The sequence below is a fragment of the Microbacterium sp. Ld4 genome (genome assembly GCF_045066555.1).
Classification (GTDB): domain Bacteria; phylum Actinomycetota; class Actinomycetes; order Actinomycetales; family Microbacteriaceae; genus Microbacterium.
On sequence record NZ_JBISHE010000012.1, the window covers coordinates 1 to 18,421 of the forward strand.

The following is an 18,421-nucleotide window of genomic DNA, read 5'->3' on the forward strand; positions in this document are numbered from 1 at the left end:
CCCGACCCCCCTGGAGACCCCATGATCCTCGACCAGTTCCCCCGCCACCCGCTGACGTTCGGGCCCAGCCCCGTGCACCACCTTGCGCGGCTCAGTCAGCACCTCGGCGGCGCCCAGGTATGGGCCAAGCGCGAGGACGTCTCGAGCGGCCTCGCCTTCGGGGGCAACAAGACGCGCAAGCTCGAGTACATCGTCCCGGATGTGCTCGCCTCGGGAGCGGACACGATCGTCTCGATCGGGGGCTATCAGTCGAACCACACCCGCCAGGTCGCTGCTGTCGCCGCGCATCTCGGGCTCAAGGCCCGACTCGTGCAGGAGAAGTGGGTCCCGTGGGACGAGCCGGTCAACGACAGGGTGGGCAACATCCTCCTCTCGCGCATGATGGGCGCTGACTCGCGCCTCGACGATGCCGGTTTCGACATCGGCATCCGCGATTCGTGGAAGCAGGCTCTCGACGAGGTCGAGGCAGCCGGCGGCGTCCCGTACCCGATCCCGGCCGGCGCCTCGGAGCACCGCCTCGGCGGTCTCGGCTTCGCGAACTGGGCGTTCGAAGTGGCCGAGCAGGAGAAGCAGCTGGGCGTGTTCTTCGACACAATCGTCGTCTGCACCGTGACCGGATCGACGCACGCCGGCATGATCGCGGGCTTCGCCGCTCTGGAAGACCTCACCGGCGTGAAGCGCCGTGTGATCGGGATAGACGCCTCGGCGACTCTGGAGAAGACCCGCGCCCAGGTAGCACGGATCGCACGCAGCACGGCAGATCTCATCGAGCTCGGGCGTGAGATCCGCGACGACGAGATCCAGGTCCTCGAGGGCTGGGCGGGCGACCTCTACGGCATCCCCGTCGATTCGACGATGGAGGCCATGGCGCTCGGCGCGCAACTCGAGGCGATGATCACCGACCCGGTCTACGAGGGCAAGTCGCTCGCCGGACTCATCGACCTCGTGAAGACCGGCGACATCTCGACCGGCTCGACGGTGCTCTACGCGCACCTCGGCGGCCAGCCGGCGATCAACGCCTACCACTCGCTCTGGAGCTGACGGGGAGCGTCAGGTCGTCTCATCGAGGACAGCGAGCGCGCGCTCCGCGATCTCGACGAGGAACTCGGTGTCCTCTCCGCCGACGACGAGGATGTTGGCACCGTCAGTGACATAGAGGTCGCCCCCCTCGTCGGCGGGGCGGCTGAAGGTTCTCGCCTCCATCGCGCCGGCGACCTCGACCTCGCTCGCGCCTGCAGTGACGGACTCCCACGCCCAGTGCGCTCCCGGGGCGGCCGTGACGGTGAAGATGCGGAACGTCTCACCCGGATCGATGGTCTCGCTGTCACTGAACCAGGGGCAGTTGCGCTGCACTCCGGCCTGATCGAGCAGGATCTGTTCGGGCTGGGGCGACCCTTCCCAGTAGCCGGCGCGGAAGGTGCCACTGGTGAGGTCGTCGATGCGCATCCCCTCACCCAGCACCGTGCACGACGGAGTCTCCCACCACTCGCCCGTGCGCGACGCCGGCTTCGGAGATGTCGGATTGTTCTCGACGGCATCGGATACGGCGGAGATCGCGCGTCCGAGCGCCGCCGCATGGTCGGGGTCGCGGTCCTCCGACCCGTCGGCCATGGTTGACGCGAGAATCCACGCATCGCCCCGCACCGCCGCGAGACGGCAGATGAGGGCGTCGTAGTTCCACCCGCATTTCTGCGTGGAGAACTGGGTGCGGAACGACGTCGGAACCTCCGCGGCCGGGAGCACCAGGACCTCCAGGTCCCACAAGCCCGACGAGGAACCCTCCGGCGCCTTCCACCGGCAGCTGATGCCGCCCAGGGTGCCTTCCGGCGCGAAGCTCGTCCGCGCCTTCACATCGGGCACCTGCTCCTGCAGGAAATCGTCGTACGGGCGCCAGCCTTCATCGAGCAGCGCGTCGAGCTGGGCCTCAGCGAGGGCTCGGGAACATTCCCCGCCGAAGAACCGAACGGGCTCGGCGACGGGCGCCGGGTCGGACGGCACGGCAGGTGCGGTCGACGCGGAGGGCATCGGAGAAAGGGAGGGCGCCGGCGTGGACGCCTCCGGGGCGGCCGTCGGCACCGCGTCTGCCGGTGCTGCGGGCGTGGGAACAGCCGCCGGGGTGCATCCCACGAGAACGGCGGCGACGACGACGGATATCACGCTGACGGAAAAGTGCCTCACCAGGCCATCCTGCCGATGGCAAGGGCCCTCCGTACAGCGCCGAGCCACAACGATCTTGCATCGACGCCTGCCGCAAGCAACGCCGGTCGTCGGCGCCTCGCGAGGGACGACTCGGTTTCGGAGAAGCGTTGGTGCGCGAGGCGCCTCAGGCGGTGATGACCTGCGCGGTGCCCACGGCCGCGTCGGGTCCCATCTCCGCGGCGAGGCGGTTCGCCTCTTCGATCAGCGTGGCGACGATGTCCGCTTCGGGGACCGTCTTGACGACCTGGCCCTTGACGAAGATCTGACCCTTGCCGTTGCCTGAGGCGACGCCGAGGTCGGCGTCGCGCGCTTCGCCGGGTCCGTTGACGACACAGCCCATGACCGCGACGCGCAGAGGAACGGTCATGTCCTTGAGCCCCTCGGTGACGTTGTCCGCCAGCGAGTAGACATCGACCTGAGCTCGGCCGCAGGAGGGGCACGACACGATCTCGAGCTTGCGCTCGCGCAGGTTGAGCGACTGCAGGATCTGGTGGCCCACCTTCACCTCTTCGGCAGGCGGGGCCGACAGCGACACGCGGATGGTGTCGCCGATGCCCTCCGACAGCAGGATGCCGAACGCGGTGGCGCTCTTGATCGTGCCCTGGAACGCCGGCCCGGCCTCGGTCACACCGAGGTGCAGCGGCCAGTCGCCGCGCTCCGAGAGGAGCCGGTAGGCCTTCACCATGACGACCGGGTCGTTGTGCTTCACCGAGATCTTGAAGTCGTGGAAGTCGTGCTCCTCGAACAGGGACGCCTCCCAGACGGCGCTCTCGACGAGCGCCTCGGGCGTGGCTTTGCCGTACTTCTCGAGGATGCGCTTGTCGAGCGACCCGGCGTTCACGCCGATGCGGATCGATACGCCGGCGGCCTTGGCCGCTGCGGCGATCTTCCCGACGTTGCCGTCGAACTCGCGGATGTTGCCCGGATTCACCCGGACGGCGCCGCAGCCGGCGTCGATCGCGGTGTAGATGTAGCGGGGCTGGAAGTGGATGTCGGCGATCACGGGGATCTGGCTCTTCATCGCGATGATCTTGAGCGCGTCGGCGTCGTCCTGATGCGGGACGGCGACACGCACGATCTCACAGCCGGATGCCGTGAGCTCGGCGATCTGCTGCAGGGTGGCGTTGATGTTCGTCGTCGGGGTCGTCGTCATGGACTGGACGCTGACGGGCGCGTCACCACCGACGAGCACCTTGCCGACCTTGATCTGACGCGTCTTGCGACGGGGCGCAAGGATTTCCGGTACGCGGGGCATCCCGATGTTGACAGCTGGCACAGGTCCAGCCTATGCCGCGCAGGCTGGTGCGGGGCTGAGCGACAGGGCCCGGAAGGTCGCTGTGGTAGGTTCGCCCCATGTTCGCGAACCGTTCCTGGTGGCGCTCCGCCTGAGGCGGACGCCGCGTGCATCCCGACGACCGCCTGAGCTTCCAGCCCGGCGGTCTTTTCGTTGAGACGGCGACCGCCCCGAACGAAAGAACACCATGCCCGGCACCGCCCCGTCCCTTCTCGCGGATCTCGTCGCCTCCAGCGCCCCCTTCGCCCTACTGGCCCGTGACGGCGAGTCGGTCGAGGTGCTCACCGGCGACGTCGTCGATGTCGAGCTGCTCGCCGACATCCCTCTGACGGATGCCACGGGGTCGCCGCGCGAAGTGCTCGCCCTGGTTCCGTTCCGCCAAGTCGTCGAGCGCGGGTTCGAGTGCCACGACGACGGGGCGCCGCTTCGCTGTCTCGTCATCGCCGATCGGACGGTGCTCCCCCTCGCAGATGCCCTCGCCGCGCTTCCCACCGGCCGCGTCCCCCTCGTCGACGCGGGTTTCGACATCGACGACGAGGAGTACGCGACGATCGTCCGGCGAGTCATCGCCAACGAGATCGGGCGCGGCGAAGGCGCCAACTTCGTCATCCGTCGCGATTACACCGCGAGCGTGCCGTCGGATGCCGTCACGGCAGGTCTGACCTGGTTCCGCGCCCTTCTCGAGCACGAGCGCGGGGCGTACTGGACGTTCCTCGTCTCGACTCCCGACCACCTTGCCGTGGGCGCGAGCCCCGAAGCGCACGTCAGCGCCAGAGACGGCGTCGTCACGATGAACCCGATCTCCGGCACCTTCCGCCACCCGGCCGGCGGAGCCACGGCCGAGACGCTCACCGACTTCCTGTCCTCTACCAAGGAGACGGAGGAGCTGTTCATGGTCGTCGACGAAGAGCTCAAGATGATGTCGGCCGTATGCAGCGACGGCGGCCGCATCACCGGACCGCACCTCAAAGAGATGTCGCGGCTCACGCACACCGAGTACATGCTGCGGGGCACGAGCACGATGGACCCGCGCGACATCCTGCGCGAGACGATGTTCGCTCCCACCGTCACCGGGTCGCCGATGCAGAACGCGTGCACCGTGATCACGCGGCACGAGCGCTCCCCCCGCGGGTACTACTCCGGAGTGGCCGCGCTCTTCACGCCGCGACCCGACGGCGGACACGATCTCGACGCGCCGATCCTCATCCGCACCGCCTACCTGCAGGCCGGGCGCCTGCGCGTGCCCGTGGGGGCGACGCTCGTGCGCCACTCCGACCCCTACGGCGAAGTCGGCGAGACGCACGGCAAGGCGGCCGGAGTGCTCGGCGCCATCGGCGCGATCGAGCGTGATCGGGTCGCCGAAGCGGCCGACGAGGATGCCCCCGCGGGGGCGCCGCGCCGGCTCGCGGATGACCCCGTGATCGCCGAGCTGCTGGCGTCCCGGAACGCACGACTCGCGCCGTTCTGGCTGAACCCGCAGGCGTCGAACGAGGCCGGACCGTTCGCCGGGAGGCGCGCGCTGGTCGTCGATGCGGAGGACCGCTTCACGACGATGCTGGCCCACCAGCTCCACCACCTGGGCTTCGAGGTGACGATCGTCCCCTGGCACGACGCGACCGCCGATCTCGTCGCCGCCGCGGAACTGGTCGTCTCAGGCCCCGGCCCGGGCGATCCCCGCGACGCCGACACGCCGCGCATCGCGCGGGTGCGCGAGGTCGTGGCTTCACGCCTGGATTCCGGTGCTCCGATCCTCGCGGTGTGCCTCAGCCATCAGGTGCTCGCGGATCGCCTGGGCATCGAGCTGGCGCCCCTCGCGAGCCCGCACCAGGGACTGCAGAAGACCGTGGACGTCTTCGGCGAACCGGCATCCATCGGCTTCTACAACACCTTCACCGCCCGCGTCGCCCCGGGTACCGAGGTCGCCGGCGGCGCGGAGGTCGCCGCGGATCCCGCGACCGGCGATGTCTATGCGCTGCGGGGCCACGCATTCGCCTCGGTCCAGGGCCACCTGGAGTCGATCCTCTCGGGAGACGGTCTCATCACCCTCGAGCGCCTCATCGGGCACGCCCTCGCGCCGATCCCGACCTGATCCCGCGAGGGGGTCAGCCGAGCAGCTGCACCGGGTTCACGATGTCGGCGAGGATGAGCGTCCCGCCCATCACGATGAGGGCGATGACGACCACGAACGTCACCGGCACGAGCTTCGTCGCGTCGACCGGACGCGGCGGAGGCCGGCGGAAGAGCTTCGCCCAGACCCGCTTGAGCCCATCCCACAGGGCGACGACGATGTGGCCGCCGTCGAGCGGCAGCAGCGGCACCAGGTTGAAGACGAACAGAGCGATGTTGAGCGAGGCGAGGAGAGCCAGGATCGCCGACACCCGGTTGAGGATCGGGGTCTCGGTCGCCGCGACCTCACCGGCGAGCCTGCCCGCACCGACGACCGAGAGCGGGCCGTTGGGGTCTCGTCCCGCCCCGGTGAAGGTGTCGACCGCGGTCTCGTAGACCCGCGCCGGCAACTGCCAGATGACACCGAGGACGTCCCCGGTCCGCTGCACGGCGGCCTGGGGTCCCTCCCAGATCGGCTGCGGGACGTACTCGACGGCCGCTGACATCCCGACGAAACCGACCTCGGCCGTGCGCACGGTGCCGTCCTCCGCCGCGACCTCGCGCTCGGCGAGCACCGGGGTCAGCTGCAGCGTCTGCTCCGCACCGTCCCGGCGGACCACGACGGAGAGCTGCCGTTCGGGCGACTGCTGGATGATCGAGGAAGCCTCGGCGAAGGTCGAGACGGGGGCGCCGTCGACCGAGACGATGACGTCGCCGGGTCGGATGCCGCCGGCTGCCGCGGGAGAGGCGGCATCCCCGGGCTCACAGGCCGACTGCGTCGCATCGGCCGGGAGGACGCACTCGTTGACCGTCGCGATCGTCGTGGTCGCGGTCTGGATGCCGATGCCGCTGAACATGACGGCGAACAGCACGATGGCGAGGAAGAAGTTCATCAGCGGTCCGCCGAGCATGATGATCACGCGTTTGAGGACCGGCAGCTGGTAGAACGCCCGCCTCGCTCCGTCGCCGGCCAGCGTCTCCTCGTTCACCGATCGCGCGTCTTGGATCATCGTCGCGAACAGGCGGCTCCGCCGTGTGGGACGCGCCTCCTGGTCTGCCGCGGGAGCGGGCGGGTACATGCCCGCCATGGAGATGTAGCCGCCGATCGGGAGCGCCTTGACGCCGTACTCGGTCTCCCCGAAACGACGCGACCAGAGGGTCGGGCCGAACCCGATCATGTATTGACCGACGCGCACGCCGAACGCCTTCGCCGGCGCCAGGTGACCGATCTCGTGCAGAGCGATCGAGATGGCCAAGCCGACGACGAGCACGAGCACGCCGATGACGAATGCGAGAACGGTCACGAGCGGACACGCTACCCCGCACTGCTATGAAACGGCCCCCATGGGCGCCCGTCACGGGCGCGCGCCGGGCAGGGGCCCGTATCCTCGAAGCATGACCTTCCGGCCCGACGACACGCGCCTGCTGCGCGTCGTCCGGGCAGGCACGGCAGCGGGGATCGCGACCACGGTCGCCGGCACCGCGCACACCCTTTCCGGGGGCGGTGCCCCACCCGCCTGGCTGATGCTGCTCGTCACGCTCCTCGCCTGGCCCGTCGCGCTGATCCTGATCGGCGCACGGCCGTCCGGCGTGCGCACCGGCGCGGCCATCGTCGCGGCGCAGGGGATCCTTCACGGCGCCTTCGCGATGGTGGGCACCGGGACGCCGAGGGGCATCGGCGCCCACGCCCACGGATCCGTCGCCCTCGCGCTCGGTTCATCCGGCGCACTGCCGGTCGACCCCGAGATGATCGCCGGGCACCTGGCCGCCGCCGCCGTCACGATCGCCCTCGTCGCTCACGGCGAGGCGCTCCTCAGGACCATCGCCGCGGGCATCCGAGCTCTCCTTTCGAGCGTTCCCTCAGCGCCGGCCGTCGCGGCCCTGCCTCCGAGAACGGGCGCGCAGGGGCCTGCTCGGCCTGACCGCCGCATTCTCCCCTCCCCTCGCTCTCGTCGCGGACCTCCGAACTGACGCCCCCTCCGCCCCTGCGCGACGCCGCCTCTCGCGACGCCGTCAGACCGGATGCGGAGGATGCCCTCGTCGTTCTGCCCGCCACCCCGCGGCATCCCGCCGCCTCGCCAGAGAGAACTCCTGTGACCACTCGTACCGCGCGCCGCACCGCGCTCACCTTCACCGGCATCGCCATCGGCGGCGCCCTCGCCATCGGCGTACCCATGGCCGCATCCGCCCATGTCCACGCTCACGCCGACGGCGCCGCTGCCGGCGCCAGCAGCCGGGTGGACTTCACGTTCAGCCACGGCTGCGACGGCTCCCCCACCACCGCCATCGTCATCGACGTTCCCGAGGGGGTCGACAACGCGACCCCCGTCGTGGACGGCGCCTGGTCGATCTCCCGCGAGCTCGGGGACAACGGCATCCCGACGCAGATCACCTACACGGCGCTCACGCCCGTCGAGGACGGGTTCGCCGCATCGGTGTCGATCGACGCACTGTTCTCCACCGACACCGGCGGAACCGAGATCGCGTTCCCGGTCACGCAGCAGTGCGAGACGGGCGAGACCGCCTGGGTCGACATCGCCGGCGAGGGCGAGGACCCCGAGGAACTGGAGTCGCCGGCGCCGCTCGTCGCGGTCGCTGCGGCATCCGCATCGGGCACCGACGAGCACGGCGACCATGGCGAGCAGGCCGAGACCGACGCCGCGGCGGAAAGCACCCCGGCCGCCGCGGAGGATGCTGCGCCGGTGGCGACCTGGCTGGCCGGGGGCGCGCTCGTCGTGAGCATCGCGGCCCTCGCCGCCGCGCTCATCCGCCGCCGCGCCTGATCGGCGGGACCCGCGGCGGCGGAGGCCGGATGCGATGATGGGAAGACCATGCCGAACGCTGCGTCCTCTCCTCTTCCGCCCGTCCTCCGGCCCGCGGATCCGCCGCGCCGGCCTCTCGAGGATGTCGCCGCCCGGCTCGGCCTGGCCCCCTCGACGGCTTTCGCGGGCGTGGTCGCCCGCGGGATCACCCTCGCGACCGCCGACCTGCGCCCCGGCGAGATCTTCGTCGCGGTCAGGGGCGCGAACCGCCACGGCGCCGAGGTCGTCGGCGACGCGATCGCCGCCGGAGCTGTGGCCGTGCTGACGGATGCCGACGGCGCCGCCCGCCTCGAGGGCGCCGCCGTCCCGGTTCTCGTCGTCGACGACCCCCGCGCCCGCCTGGGCGAGCTCTCGGCGTGGATGTACGACACCGGACCGGGCAGCGGCCTGCCGCCGGTCCTCGCCGTGACGGGCACCAACGGCAAGACGAGCGTGACCCACCTGATGCAGGGCATCCTCCACGGACTCGGCGTCGTGACCGGGATGTCGTCGACGGCGGAGCGCCACATCGCCGGACAGATCGTGCCCTCCCGGCTCACGACGCCGGAGTCGTCGGAGATGCACGCGCTCCTCGCCCTCATGCGGGAACGCGGCGTGGAGGCGATCCTCGTCGAGGTCAGCGCCCAGGCACTCACGAGACACCGCGTCGATGGGCTCCACTTCGACGTGGCCGGGTTCACGAACCTGACGCACGACCACCTCGACGACTACGGCGACATGGCGACGTACCTCGAAGCGAAGCTGCGGCTGTTCACCGAGGGCCGTGCCGACCGCGCCGTCGTCTGCGTCGATCAGCCCGAGGGTGTCGAGGTCGCCCGCCGGGCGACGATCCCGGTGACGACGATCCTGACCCCCGAGATCGCCGTCGACGGCTCGATCGCGGCGGATTGGCGGGTCGACATCGTCGGCGAGACGCCGGCCGGCGTGACCTTCACCCTGACCGGCCCGGCCGGCGCCCTGACCACGACGGTTCCGGTCATCGGCCCCCACATGGCCTCGAATGCGGCGCTGGCGATCGTCATGCTGCTCGAAGCGGGCTGGGAGTGGGGCGCGATCTCCGACCTCGTGGGCGGGTCGCGCATCGACGCCGATCTGCCCGGGCGGATCCAGCGCCTCTCGGGAGATGTCGGCCCCGGCCTGTACCTCGACTTCGGGCACTCCCCCGACGCGTTCGAGAAGACCCTCTCGGCTGTCCGGCGCGTCACCTCCGGTTCGGTCATCATGGTGTGCGGCGCCAACGGCGACCGCGACACCACCAAGCGCGCCGACATGGGTAGGGCCGCGGCGCTCGGCAGCGACGTCGTGATCGTCACGGACCAGCATCCGAGGTCGGAAGATCCCACCCGCATCCGGGCGGCCCTGATCGAGGGGGCACGGGCGGCACGGCCGGGCGTCGTCATCCACGAGGTGAGCCCGCCTGAGGACGCCATCGTGCGCGCCGTCAGCCTCGCCGGGGAGGACGACGCGATCCTCTGGGCGGGACCTGGACACCAGCACTACCGCGACATCGCGGGCGTGCGGGTTCCCTTCGATGCGACCGAAGCCGCGCGCAGTGCCCTCCGCGGCGCCGGCTGGCCGCTCCCCGACTGATCGGGCGGCGGCGCGTCCGAGGGGCTGGTCAGACGGCGGCGATCAGCGCGTCGGCGGTCTCGCGCGCCCAGCGTTCAGCGTCCGCCAGAGTCTCCCGGGTGAGCTCGGTCGGTCGGTCGTGGCGGTCGACCACCCGCGCGATCGTCTCGATGATGCCGAGGAACGGGAGCTTCCCCTCGTGGAAGGCGTCGACGGCCTGCTCGTTGGCCGCGTTGAAGACCGCCGGGTAGGTCGCGCCGGCCCGTCCGACCTGCTTCGCGAGCTCGACGCTCGGGAACGCCTCCGCGTCGAGCGGCTCGAAGGTCCAGCTCGACGCGTTCGTCCAGTCGAGCGGTGCGCCCACTCCGGCGATCCTGCGGGGCCAGTCGAGTCCGAGCGAGATCGGAAGTCTCATGTCGGGCGGGGACGCTTGCGCGATGGTCGAGCCGTCGATGAACTCGACCATCGAGTGGACGATCGACTGCGGATGGACGGTGACGTCGATCCGGTCGTACGGCACATAGAACAGCAGATGCGCCTCGATGACCTCGAGGCCCTTGTTGACGAGGGTCGCGGAGTTGGTCGTCACGACGCGCCCCATGTCCCACGTCGGGTGCGCGAGCGCCTGGGCGGGAGTCACCGTGGCGAGCGATGCCCGCGACCGGCCACGGAAAGGACCGCCGGATGCCGTGAGCACGAGGCGCCGGACCTCGTCGGGCGTACCCGAGCGCAGCGCCTGCGCGATGGCGGAGTGCTCCGAATCGACGGGCACGATCTGACCGGGGGCGGCGAGCGCCGTCACGAGCTCTCCGCCCACGATGAGCGATTCCTTGTTGGCGAGGGCGAGCGTCCTGCCGGCCTCGAGCGCAGCAAGGGTGGGGCCGAGCCCGACGGAGCCGGTGATCCCGTTGAGTACGACGTCGCACTCGACGGTGCGGACGAGCTGCTCGGCCTCATGGGCGCCGAGTGCCGTGTGCGTCACACCGAAGGCTGCGGCCTGAGCCGTCATACCGGCGCGGTCGGTGCCGGCTGCGAGACCGACGACCTCGAACTCGTCCCCTCTCGACGCGATGACGTCGAGCGCCTGCGTTCCGATCGAACCGGTGGAGCCGAGGATCAGGACGCGCCGCATATCGGTCAGCCTAGCGGCGCGTCCTGGTATCACTCGGACGGGGCGGGTGTCGGCGCAGGGGCCGGGGCCGCCTCGGGTGCGGTCTGGCCGCCGAGGATGTCGATGACGAAGACGAGGGTTTCGCCCTTGAGGTCGGCCTCGTTGATCTTGCCCTCGCCGTAGCCTTCGGCGGGCGGGATCACGACGAGCACCTGAGACCCGACGGTCTGACCCTCGAGCGCCTTCTGGAACCCGGCGACGTAGTTCGTCGTCGGGTAGGCGATCGGCGCATCCTTCGGCCAGGTCGAGTCGAAGACCTCGCCGTTGGACCAGCGGACGCCAGTGTACTGGATCAGGGCGTAGTCGCCCTTCTGGATCTCGTAGCCGTTGCCGCGCTTCAGCGTGGTGACCTCGGTCGCCGTGGGGGCATCGGTGTCGGGGATCGCGACGGTGGGCTCGCCGTCATCGGCGAGGGTGACCTCCGGGAAGCCCGCGGCAGGCGTCTGGGGCTCGCCCGACGCAGCCGTGGGGACGACGGAGAGCAGGTCGAGCACGTAGACCTCCGCGCCCGCGTTCTCGCTGGCCGGGAAGGCGGCGACGACCCGGGTCCCGACCGGGCTGCATCCGAAGACCTGCCCGAGGATCGTGTCGGCCGACAGCTGCGACGGGAGCAGCCCGCCGGGCTCGTAGCCGATGGAGGCGAGCTCGTCGCCGGTCTCACCGTCATACGCCGTCATCGCGTAGGAGACGAACTGCCCCGCCTTCACGGCGTCACCGTCGCCCTCGGACACGACCGACACCTCGAGGTCGGTGGACTCGATCGGCATGTCGAACGTGGCCTTCGCCGGTGCCCCGGGCTCACCCTCGACCGAGACGGAGTCCGATGCGGCGCCCGAGGGGGCGACGGCCCCGCATAGATCTCCGGCGGCCGATGCAGACGGCGCCGGTGCCGTCGGAGAGCCGGCGCAACCCGCGAGAAGCAGGGCCGAGACGGCGACGGCGGACAAAGCGGCAAGGGGGCGCAGGCGCACGGAAGACCTCTCTGAAAGAAATGGGATGCCTCCATCCTCCCCCAGATTCTTTTGTCCGGGGTGTGAAGGTCCGGGGCAGACGCATGTAGACCTCCTACAGGCCATGCCAGGTCGAGCATGGGAATGGCAGTACCCTCGTGTGGTGACCGAAGCGCCGACTCCTGCCGAGACCCCCGCCGAGGCACCCGAGGAAGAACTCGCCCGTGCCGGCGCCCTGTACTACCTCGTCCGTTGGGGATTCGGCCCGCTCGCGCGCCTGATCTACCGCCCCCGGATCGAGGGGAGCAACAACATCCCGCGCACGGGTCCGATCATCCTGGCGAGCAATCACCTCAGCTTCATCGACTCGTTCGTCCTCCCTCTGTTCGCTCCCCGCCCGGTGTACTTCCTCGCGAAGTCGAGCTACTTCGAGGGTCCCGGGATCAAGGGCTGGTTCAGCAGGCGCTTCTTCAGCGCCCTCGGCGCGACCCCGGTCCGGCGCGGCGCCGGCCAAGCGGCTCTCGACGCGCTCGATCAGCAGCGGCGCATCCTGCAGTCGGGCAAGGCGATCGCGCTGTACCCCGAGGGCACCCGATCGCTCGACGGCCGGCTCTACCGGGGACGGACCGGTGTGTCCTTCCTCGCGCTGGAGACGGGCGCGAGGGTCGTTCCCGTCGGCATCGTCGGCACGAACGATGCGATGCCGGTCGGAGCCAAGTGGCCGCGGCTCTCCCCGCGTGTCACGATCCGCTACGGCGAGCCCATCGACCTCGCCCCCCACGGTCCCGCGACCTCGGGCCGCGCGCGGCGTCAGGCCACCGACGAGATCATGACGGCGATCCACGCACTCTCCGGTCAGGAGCTGGCCCACGCCTACAACGAGGTGCCGGCGCAGAACCCGGTGGACCGCCTGCGGCAGGTCCTGCCGCACGAACGGCGCTGACGTCAGGCGACGACGATCGTCGCCTCGTGATGAACCGGGAAGTTCACCGAGTTCGCGATGAAGCACCAGGCGTTCGCCTGGACGTGCGCCGCTTCGGCGGCCGCCACCATGGACTCGTCGGCGACGGTGACCCTGGGTCGTAGAATCACCTCGGAGAAGGCGCCACCGCCTTTGCCGTCCTCGACCATCGTGCCGCTCGCATCATCCTGGTACGAGGTGACCACGACCCCGGCCTGCACGCAGGCATGCAGGTACGACAGCAGGTGGCATTCGGAGAGCGAGGCGAGGAGCAGGTCCTCGGGGTTCCACCGGGCGCGGTCGCCCCGGAAGGGCTTGTCGGCCGAGGCGAGGATCTCGGGCTTCCCCTCGACTTGCAAAGTCACGGCGCGGTCGTAGTCGCGGTACCCGCTCGTACCCGTGCCACGGTTTCCCGTCCACGAACTCGAGAGCCGGTAGTGGTGTTCGCCGATCATGCGCTCAGTCTCCCACGGCACCCTCGGTAGGCTGGGCGAGTGCCTCAGACCTTCGCCGTGACCGATGCTGTCGAACTCGCCGTGGTCGAACGGAGTGGCTTCGTCGAATCGCGTCACAGCGGCGCGGCGATCGTCCTCGACGCCGAAGGCACCGTCGTCCGCACCCTCGGTGGCGTCGACCAGCCGATCCTCCCGCGCTCGAGCCTGAAGCCGCTGCAGGCCCTCGCCAGCATGACCGCCGGGGCGAACCTCGAGGGGGCGCACCTGGCGGTGGCGACGGCGAGCCATTCGGGCACCGACCGCCACGTGGCACTGGTGACCGACATCCTGACCTCCGCGGGCCTCGGCGAAGATGACTTGCGCTGCCCGCCCGCGTGGCCCACGGACGCTCCGACGCGCGATGAGATGACGCGCGAGCTCATCGGACCGCAGCGCGTGCGGATGAACTGCTCCGGTAAGCACGCCGCGATGCTCATGGCGTGCGTGGCGAGCGGATGGGATCTGGAGACCTACCTCGACCACGGCCACCCGCTGCAGGTGCACACGCGGGAAGTCATCGAGCGTCTCACAGGAACGAAACTCACGATCACGGCGACGGACGGGTGCGGTGCTCCGGTGTACGGGATGACCCTCACGGCGCTCGCGCGGGCGATCCACCGCATCGGCGCGTCGTCGGAGAAGTCGCCGTTCGCGCTCCACCGTTCGGCGGGTGTCCTCGTGCGGGCGGTCCGCGACAATCCCTGGGTCATCCAGGGTCCGGGGCAGCCCGACTCGGTCGTGACCGAGAAGCTGGGCGTGTTCACCAAGCACGGCGCGGAGGGCGTCCTGGTCATGATCGCCCCCGACGGCACCACCGTCGCCCTCAAGATGCTCGACGGCAGCAGCCGCGCCTCCGCCGTCACCGGACTCACCCTGCTCGTCCGCGCCGGAGCGCTGTCGGGTGCGGACGTCGCACGCACCCTCTCCGACCTCCCCCTGACCGTGACGGGCGGCGGACGCGACGTCGGCGTCATCCGCCCGACCGTCTGACGCTCATCCCTCCGCCAGCACGACGCGTCGGACACCCCGGTCGGGCGCGTGCAGCCATGCCCGGCCGGCTCCGGGCAGCGCGAAGGGCGGCAGCTCGCGCACGCCGCTGAGCGCGCGGTACTCCGCGCTGCATGAGGCGTCCACGACGAGGTCCGCGTCGGCGCGGGCCTCAGCGAGCAGCCGCCACTGCGCGAGCCACGCCTCCGCGCTCCCGACCACGACGCATCCCCGTCGCAGGCTCCCGGCGGACTCGACCTGCGTGACAGGGATGCCGAGCCGCTCCCATCCTGCGACGATCCGCCGCCCTCGCGGCCCGGCCGGCACGACGACGGCGGCCGGGCGGCGGCCGGGGAGCCAGCGGGGCGGCTCCGCGGGAGCGGTGACCGCCGAAGGGGCTGCATCCGAGAGGGCGAACTGAACGAGCGTGCGGCCGAACCGGCCACGGCCCGGCGGGAGGTCGATGATGTGGTCGCCCGCCTCGCCGCCCGCTGCCACGTGGTCTGCGCGGGAGCCGAAGCCGAGGAGGATCCGTCGGGGAAGCAGGTCGACGAATCGCGCGGTGGGTCCGGTCAGCCGTTGGGCCGAGACGACGACCCGGATGCCGAGGCTGTGGGCACTGCGCAGCGCAGCCTCCAGTGAGGCGAGCGCCGCGGGGGCGTATTCGCCCGGCAGACCGGCCATCACCGCGTCGAGATCGTCGATGATCACGGTCGTCCCCGACGGGACCTCTTCGAGGGTCGAGAGGGCATCCCACGCGCCCTCCGCAGCGCGAGGGATCATCCGGCTCGGAGTCTGCGCCGCGATGGTCCGGAGGATGCTGGTGCGCCCGGTGCCGCGGGCTCCGAGCACCGCCATTCCGACCTCTCCGTCAGGCCAGAGCAGGGGTCCCTGCCACTGCCGTTCCGGTTCGTCGGCGAGGCCGAGCACGAGACCGCCGGACGGAAGGTCGTGGAGGGACACGGTGGGCGGAAGGGCCGGCAGCCAGGGCGCGCGGGCCGGGGGCCCACTCTGACGGGCGGCGATGCGGGCGAGCGTCTCCGGCGCGCACCGGGCGACGCGCACCGGACATGGCGCGCTGTCCCCGCCGCGCCGGACGAGAGCGACCCCCTTCGCGTGCGGTCGCCCCGAGAGCCGGCTCGCGTCGTCGACCCCGAGCACCGCGCGCGAATCCGCGGCATCCGTCACGCGCAGTGCGATGCGCAGCGGAGCGTTCGCGAGGACCGCATCGCGGAAGACGCCGGCCGCGCGCTGCGCGGCGAGCACGAGATGGATGCCGAGGGCTCGGCCACGCGCGGCGAGATCGCCGAAGACGTCGTGGAGGTCGGGGTGAGCGGCGACGAGGGCCGCATACTCGTCGACGACGATGACGAGGCGCCCGAGTCCGTGTCCGGGCTCCGCGACGTCTTTCGCGCCGCTGCGCGAGAGCGCTCGCTCGCGATGGCGCACTTCGGCGCGAAGGCTCTCTATCGCCCGGATAGCGGTCGCCTCGTCGAGGTCGGTGAGCACCCCGGTGACGTGCGGCAGCGGCAACAGGTGGTCGAACGTTCGACCACCCTTGAAATCGACGAGCAGGAGCCCGAGCTGCTGCGGCGAATGGGCCGCGCACAGGGCGGCGACCCAGGAGGTGAGCAGCTCGCTCTTGCCCGAACCCGTCACGCCGATCACGACAGCATGCGGGCCGTCGGAGACCAGATCGACGGGGAACGGTTCGCTTCCGGAGGAGGCGAACGACGCCGACAGGGCATCAGGGCGCGCGGGTGGCGCCGATGCGAGCAGGTCATCGAGCGTGGTGGCCGCGTCGCTGACCCGGCCCAGGGCTCGCTCGGCGCGATCGGCGAGCAGTCGCGCCGCCGCTTCGGCCTGCCCTACAGAGACGGTCTCGATCTCGACGTCGCGCGTCTGCCCGTCCGTGTCGAGGCGCGCCGTCGTCGGACCGGTGAGGCGGAGGACCGCGCCGCTCCGGGGAGGTGGCGGGTCGCCCTCCGGAACGACGACGATCGGCACATCGACGTCGGCACCGACGAGCCCTCCGCCCTCGCGCAGCTCGAGGAGCATTCCCGAAGCCGCGTCGCTGTGAGGCAGGGCGCCCATCCATGCCGGAGCGTCGTCCGCCAGCCGAAGACGCCCCGGGGCCAGGCAGAGGCACGCCTGCAGGGCCAGCCCGCGCGCGAGCGCCGCGGCGAGGGCGGGAGGTCCGATCACCGCGATCCCCGCCGTCAGCGGCACCAGCACGGGGACGCTCGCCACGACGGCAGCACCCCGGCGCATCTCGAGGGCCTTAGGGTCGCCGTCTCCCCCGGTGACGCGCACCTCGCTGTCGCCGTCGCCCGCACCGACGACGATTCTGTCCTCCCTCCCGGGAACCGGCCGCCAGATCGACTCGGGGCGGCCGAGGAAGCCGGCGACATCGGGATGGCGGGCCCAGCGGACGGCGCGTTCCGCGTCGTGGCGGCGAGCGACCTCCCCGCGCGCAGCGGTCACGGCCGCCTCGGCGTCGAGTGTGGCGCGACGCCGACTGCGCCGCGCGCCCCGCGCGGCGTCGGCGACGGAGGCGAGCGCGATGAGCGGGCCGAGGAGAGCGAACAAGAGTGCGTACGCAGAACCGGTCACGAGCCACAGCACGACGGCTCCGACGACGGGGACGATCGCCGAAAGGACGGGGATGGGCGGCCGCGCAGCGGGTTCGGGCGCTCTCGGAAGTGTCAGCGGCTCGTCAGGACGTGGCAGCGGAGAGGGGTTCACGCCTCCAGCGTCGCGCGTCGTGCACCCCACCCGCGGTGGGTGCCGGCCGGCGGGGACTCAGCGCGTCAGTCGAGAGCTGTGGAGGAGCCGGTGCGACCGACGTTCACGACGATGATCGACACGTTGTCTCTGCCGCCGTTCTCCAGCGCAGCCTCGAGCATCGCGCCCACGGCCTCGGCCGGATCGTCGTGCTGAAGCAGATAATGCAGGATGCCGTAATCCGTGAGCTCCTTGGTGAGTCCATCGCTGCAGATGACGAAACGGTCGCCGTCGATCACTTCGAGGCGCACGTAGTCGGGAACGACGCCGTCGCTCGGTCCCACGGCACGGGTGATCACATTCCCGTAGGGGTGGTTCTCCGCTTCCTCCGGGCTCAGCCGCCCCGCGGCGATGAGCTCCTGGACGACGGAATGGTCTGTCGTGACCTGGGCGAGCGCGCCGTCTCGGAAGAGATAGACCCGGGAATCGCCGATGTTCAGCGTGACCCAGGTGGGCTCGTCCCCGGTGAGGTCGAGGTAGACCCCGGTCACGGTGGTGCCGGTGCCGTCATCGGTGGTCTCGGTGTGCGAGGAGATGTCGGTGACCGCCTGCGCGAGAGCGTTCTCGATCGTCGCGGGCGTGACTTCGCCGCCCCCGACCGCGCCCGACAGGCGCTCGATCGCCCGCGAGCTGGCGATCTCGCCGCCGATGTGACCACCCATGCCGTCCGCCACCACGAAGAGCGGGAAGGCCGAGAGGACGGCATCCTGATTGTTCTCACGACGACGTCCGCGATGCGTCACATCGGACCATCGCAACTCGATCGTCCCTGTCGCGATGTTCACGACCCGGGATTCGGTGGCTTCGGGCACGCCTTCACCCTTCCGTGATCGGTGGAGCGTCTTCACACTCTAATCGAACCCCACCCCCGCAGCCGCGCCGTCGTGCGGCGATTGCCCTGATCTCGGCGCGGCGCTACGGTGACGCTGTGGCGCGCGCTCCGCTCCGATGCCGCGTGCGCCCACTCCCACCCCGTGCTCGCCGGAAAGAGGCCTCGCCATGACCGACCCCACGACTCCCCCGCCCCCGGGCGGGGGAGTCGTGGGGTCGGTCATGGCGAGGCCTCTTTCCGGCGAGCACGGGG

At 70.9% G+C, this 18,421-nt stretch carries 15 protein-coding genes; 7 read left to right on the plus strand and 8 right to left on the minus strand.

What is annotated here, in order from left to right:
• Window positions 1-21: 21 nt before the first annotated feature.
• Window positions 22-1,041, plus strand: coding sequence for a 1-aminocyclopropane-1-carboxylate deaminase (locus ACJJV7_RS10570; RefSeq protein WP_405374988.1), 1,020 nt, complete (start codon window positions 22-24; stop codon window positions 1,039-1,041).
• A 9-nt stretch (window positions 1,042-1,050) separates the two neighbouring features.
• Here the strand turns inward: ACJJV7_RS10570 and ACJJV7_RS10575 are convergent, their stop codons facing one another.
• Together ACJJV7_RS10575 and ispG are read right to left on the minus strand one after the other, a co-directional pair.
• Window positions 1,051-2,178, minus strand: coding sequence for a hypothetical protein (locus tag ACJJV7_RS10575; RefSeq protein ID WP_405467856.1), 1,128 nt, complete (start codon window positions 2,176-2,178; stop codon window positions 1,051-1,053).
• A gap of 145 nt (window positions 2,179-2,323) precedes the next feature.
• Window positions 2,324-3,475: a flavodoxin-dependent (E)-4-hydroxy-3-methylbut-2-enyl-diphosphate synthase gene (ispG, locus tag ACJJV7_RS10580; protein WP_405374985.1), complete on the minus strand. Its 1,152-nt coding sequence runs from the start codon at window positions 3,473-3,475 to the stop codon at window positions 2,324-2,326.
• A gap of 205 nt (window positions 3,476-3,680) precedes the next feature.
• On the opposite strand from ispG, the gene ACJJV7_RS10585 reads away from it, so the two are divergent.
• Entirely contained in the window at window positions 3,681-5,582 is a 1,902-nt protein-coding gene (locus ACJJV7_RS10585) for an anthranilate synthase family protein (protein WP_405374983.1), read from the plus strand.
• Window positions 5,583-5,595: 13 nt separating this feature from the next.
• Here the strand turns inward: ACJJV7_RS10585 and ACJJV7_RS10590 are convergent, their stop codons facing one another.
• The gene (locus tag ACJJV7_RS10590; protein WP_405374981.1) at window positions 5,596-6,903 is read right to left on the minus strand and encodes a M50 family metallopeptidase; all 1,308 of its coding nucleotides are present in this window, start codon (window positions 6,901-6,903) and stop codon (window positions 5,596-5,598) included.
• A 91-nt stretch (window positions 6,904-6,994) separates the two neighbouring features.
• Here ACJJV7_RS10590 and ACJJV7_RS10595 point away from each other — a divergent pair, with 91 nt between their 5' ends.
• The 3 genes from ACJJV7_RS10595 (at window position 6,995) to ACJJV7_RS10605 (ending at window position 10,011) form a co-directional block, all read left to right on the plus strand.
• Window positions 6,995-7,570: a hypothetical protein gene (locus ACJJV7_RS10595; RefSeq protein WP_405374980.1), complete on the plus strand. Its 576-nt coding sequence runs from the start codon at window positions 6,995-6,997 to the stop codon at window positions 7,568-7,570.
• 122 nt (window positions 7,571-7,692) lie between these two features.
• Complete coding sequence (locus ACJJV7_RS10600) at window positions 7,693-8,382, plus strand: DUF1775 domain-containing protein (protein WP_405374978.1); 690 nt, start codon at window positions 7,693-7,695, stop codon at window positions 8,380-8,382.
• A 48-nt stretch (window positions 8,383-8,430) separates the two neighbouring features.
• Entirely contained in the window at window positions 8,431-10,011 is a 1,581-nt protein-coding gene (locus tag ACJJV7_RS10605; protein ID WP_405374976.1) for a Mur ligase family protein, read from the plus strand.
• A 28-nt stretch (window positions 10,012-10,039) separates the two neighbouring features.
• On the opposite strand, the gene dxr is transcribed toward ACJJV7_RS10605, so the two are convergent.
• Window positions 10,040-11,122 carry a 1-deoxy-D-xylulose-5-phosphate reductoisomerase gene (gene dxr, locus ACJJV7_RS10610; protein WP_405374975.1) on the minus strand — a complete coding sequence of 361 codons (1,083 nt, stop codon included), beginning with the start codon at window positions 11,120-11,122 and terminating at the stop codon, window positions 10,040-10,042.
• 29 nt (window positions 11,123-11,151) lie between these two features.
• On the minus strand, window positions 11,152-11,928 hold the full coding sequence (locus ACJJV7_RS10615) for an FKBP-type peptidyl-prolyl cis-trans isomerase (protein ID WP_405374973.1): 777 nt from the start codon (window positions 11,926-11,928) through the stop codon (window positions 11,152-11,154).
• Between the two features lie 346 nt (window positions 11,929-12,274).
• Between ACJJV7_RS10615 and ACJJV7_RS10620 the strand changes: the two genes are divergently transcribed.
• Entirely contained in the window at window positions 12,275-13,054 is a 780-nt protein-coding gene (locus ACJJV7_RS10620) for a lysophospholipid acyltransferase family protein (RefSeq protein ID WP_405374971.1), read from the plus strand.
• 2 nt (window positions 13,055-13,056) lie between these two features.
• Here ACJJV7_RS10620 and ACJJV7_RS10625 read toward each other — a convergent pair whose 3' ends face one another.
• A complete protein-coding gene (locus tag ACJJV7_RS10625) occupies window positions 13,057-13,527 on the minus strand; it encodes an OsmC family protein (RefSeq protein WP_405374970.1) in 471 nt (156 codons plus the stop codon).
• 39 nt (window positions 13,528-13,566) lie between these two features.
• Here ACJJV7_RS10625 and ACJJV7_RS10630 point away from each other — a divergent pair, with 39 nt between their 5' ends.
• Window positions 13,567-14,556 (plus strand): asparaginase, encoded by a 990-nt coding sequence (locus ACJJV7_RS10630; protein WP_405374968.1) that lies wholly within the window; start codon window positions 13,567-13,569, stop codon window positions 14,554-14,556.
• A 3-nt stretch (window positions 14,557-14,559) separates the two neighbouring features.
• On the opposite strand, the gene ACJJV7_RS10635 is transcribed toward ACJJV7_RS10630, so the two are convergent.
• Complete coding sequence (locus ACJJV7_RS10635) at window positions 14,560-17,298, minus strand: FtsK/SpoIIIE domain-containing protein (RefSeq protein WP_405374967.1); 2,739 nt, start codon at window positions 17,296-17,298, stop codon at window positions 14,560-14,562.
• Between the two features lie 65 nt (window positions 17,299-17,363).
• Window positions 17,364-18,149 carry a PP2C family protein-serine/threonine phosphatase gene (locus ACJJV7_RS10640; RefSeq protein WP_405374965.1) on the minus strand — a complete coding sequence of 262 codons (786 nt, stop codon included), beginning with the start codon at window positions 18,147-18,149 and terminating at the stop codon, window positions 17,364-17,366.
• Window positions 18,150-18,421: the final 272 nt, after the last annotated feature.

Bases quoted from the DNA above. Each gene is read 5' to 3' on its own strand.
- ACJJV7_RS10570 (WP_405374988.1), top strand. From the start codon at position 22: ATGATCCTCGACCAGTTCCCCCGCCACCCGCTGACGTTCGGGCCCAGC.
- ACJJV7_RS10585 (WP_405374983.1), top strand. From the start codon at position 3,681: ATGCCCGGCACCGCCCCGTCCCTTCTCGCGGATCTCGTCGCCTCCAGC.
- ACJJV7_RS10595 (WP_405374980.1), top strand. From the start codon at position 6,995: ATGACCTTCCGGCCCGACGACACGCGCCTGCTGCGCGTCGTCCGGGCA.
- ACJJV7_RS10605 (WP_405374976.1), top strand. From the start codon at position 8,431: ATGCCGAACGCTGCGTCCTCTCCTCTTCCGCCCGTCCTCCGGCCCGCG.
- dxr (WP_405374975.1), bottom strand. From the start codon at position 11,122: ATGCGGCGCGTCCTGATCCTCGGCTCCACCGGTTCGATCGGAACGCAG.
- ACJJV7_RS10615 (WP_405374973.1), bottom strand. From the start codon at position 11,928: ATGCCGATCGAGTCCACCGACCTCGAGGTGTCGGTCGTGTCCGAGGGC.
- ACJJV7_RS10625 (WP_405374970.1), bottom strand. From the start codon at position 13,527: ATGATCGGCGAACACCACTACCGGCTCTCGAGTTCGTGGACGGGAAAC.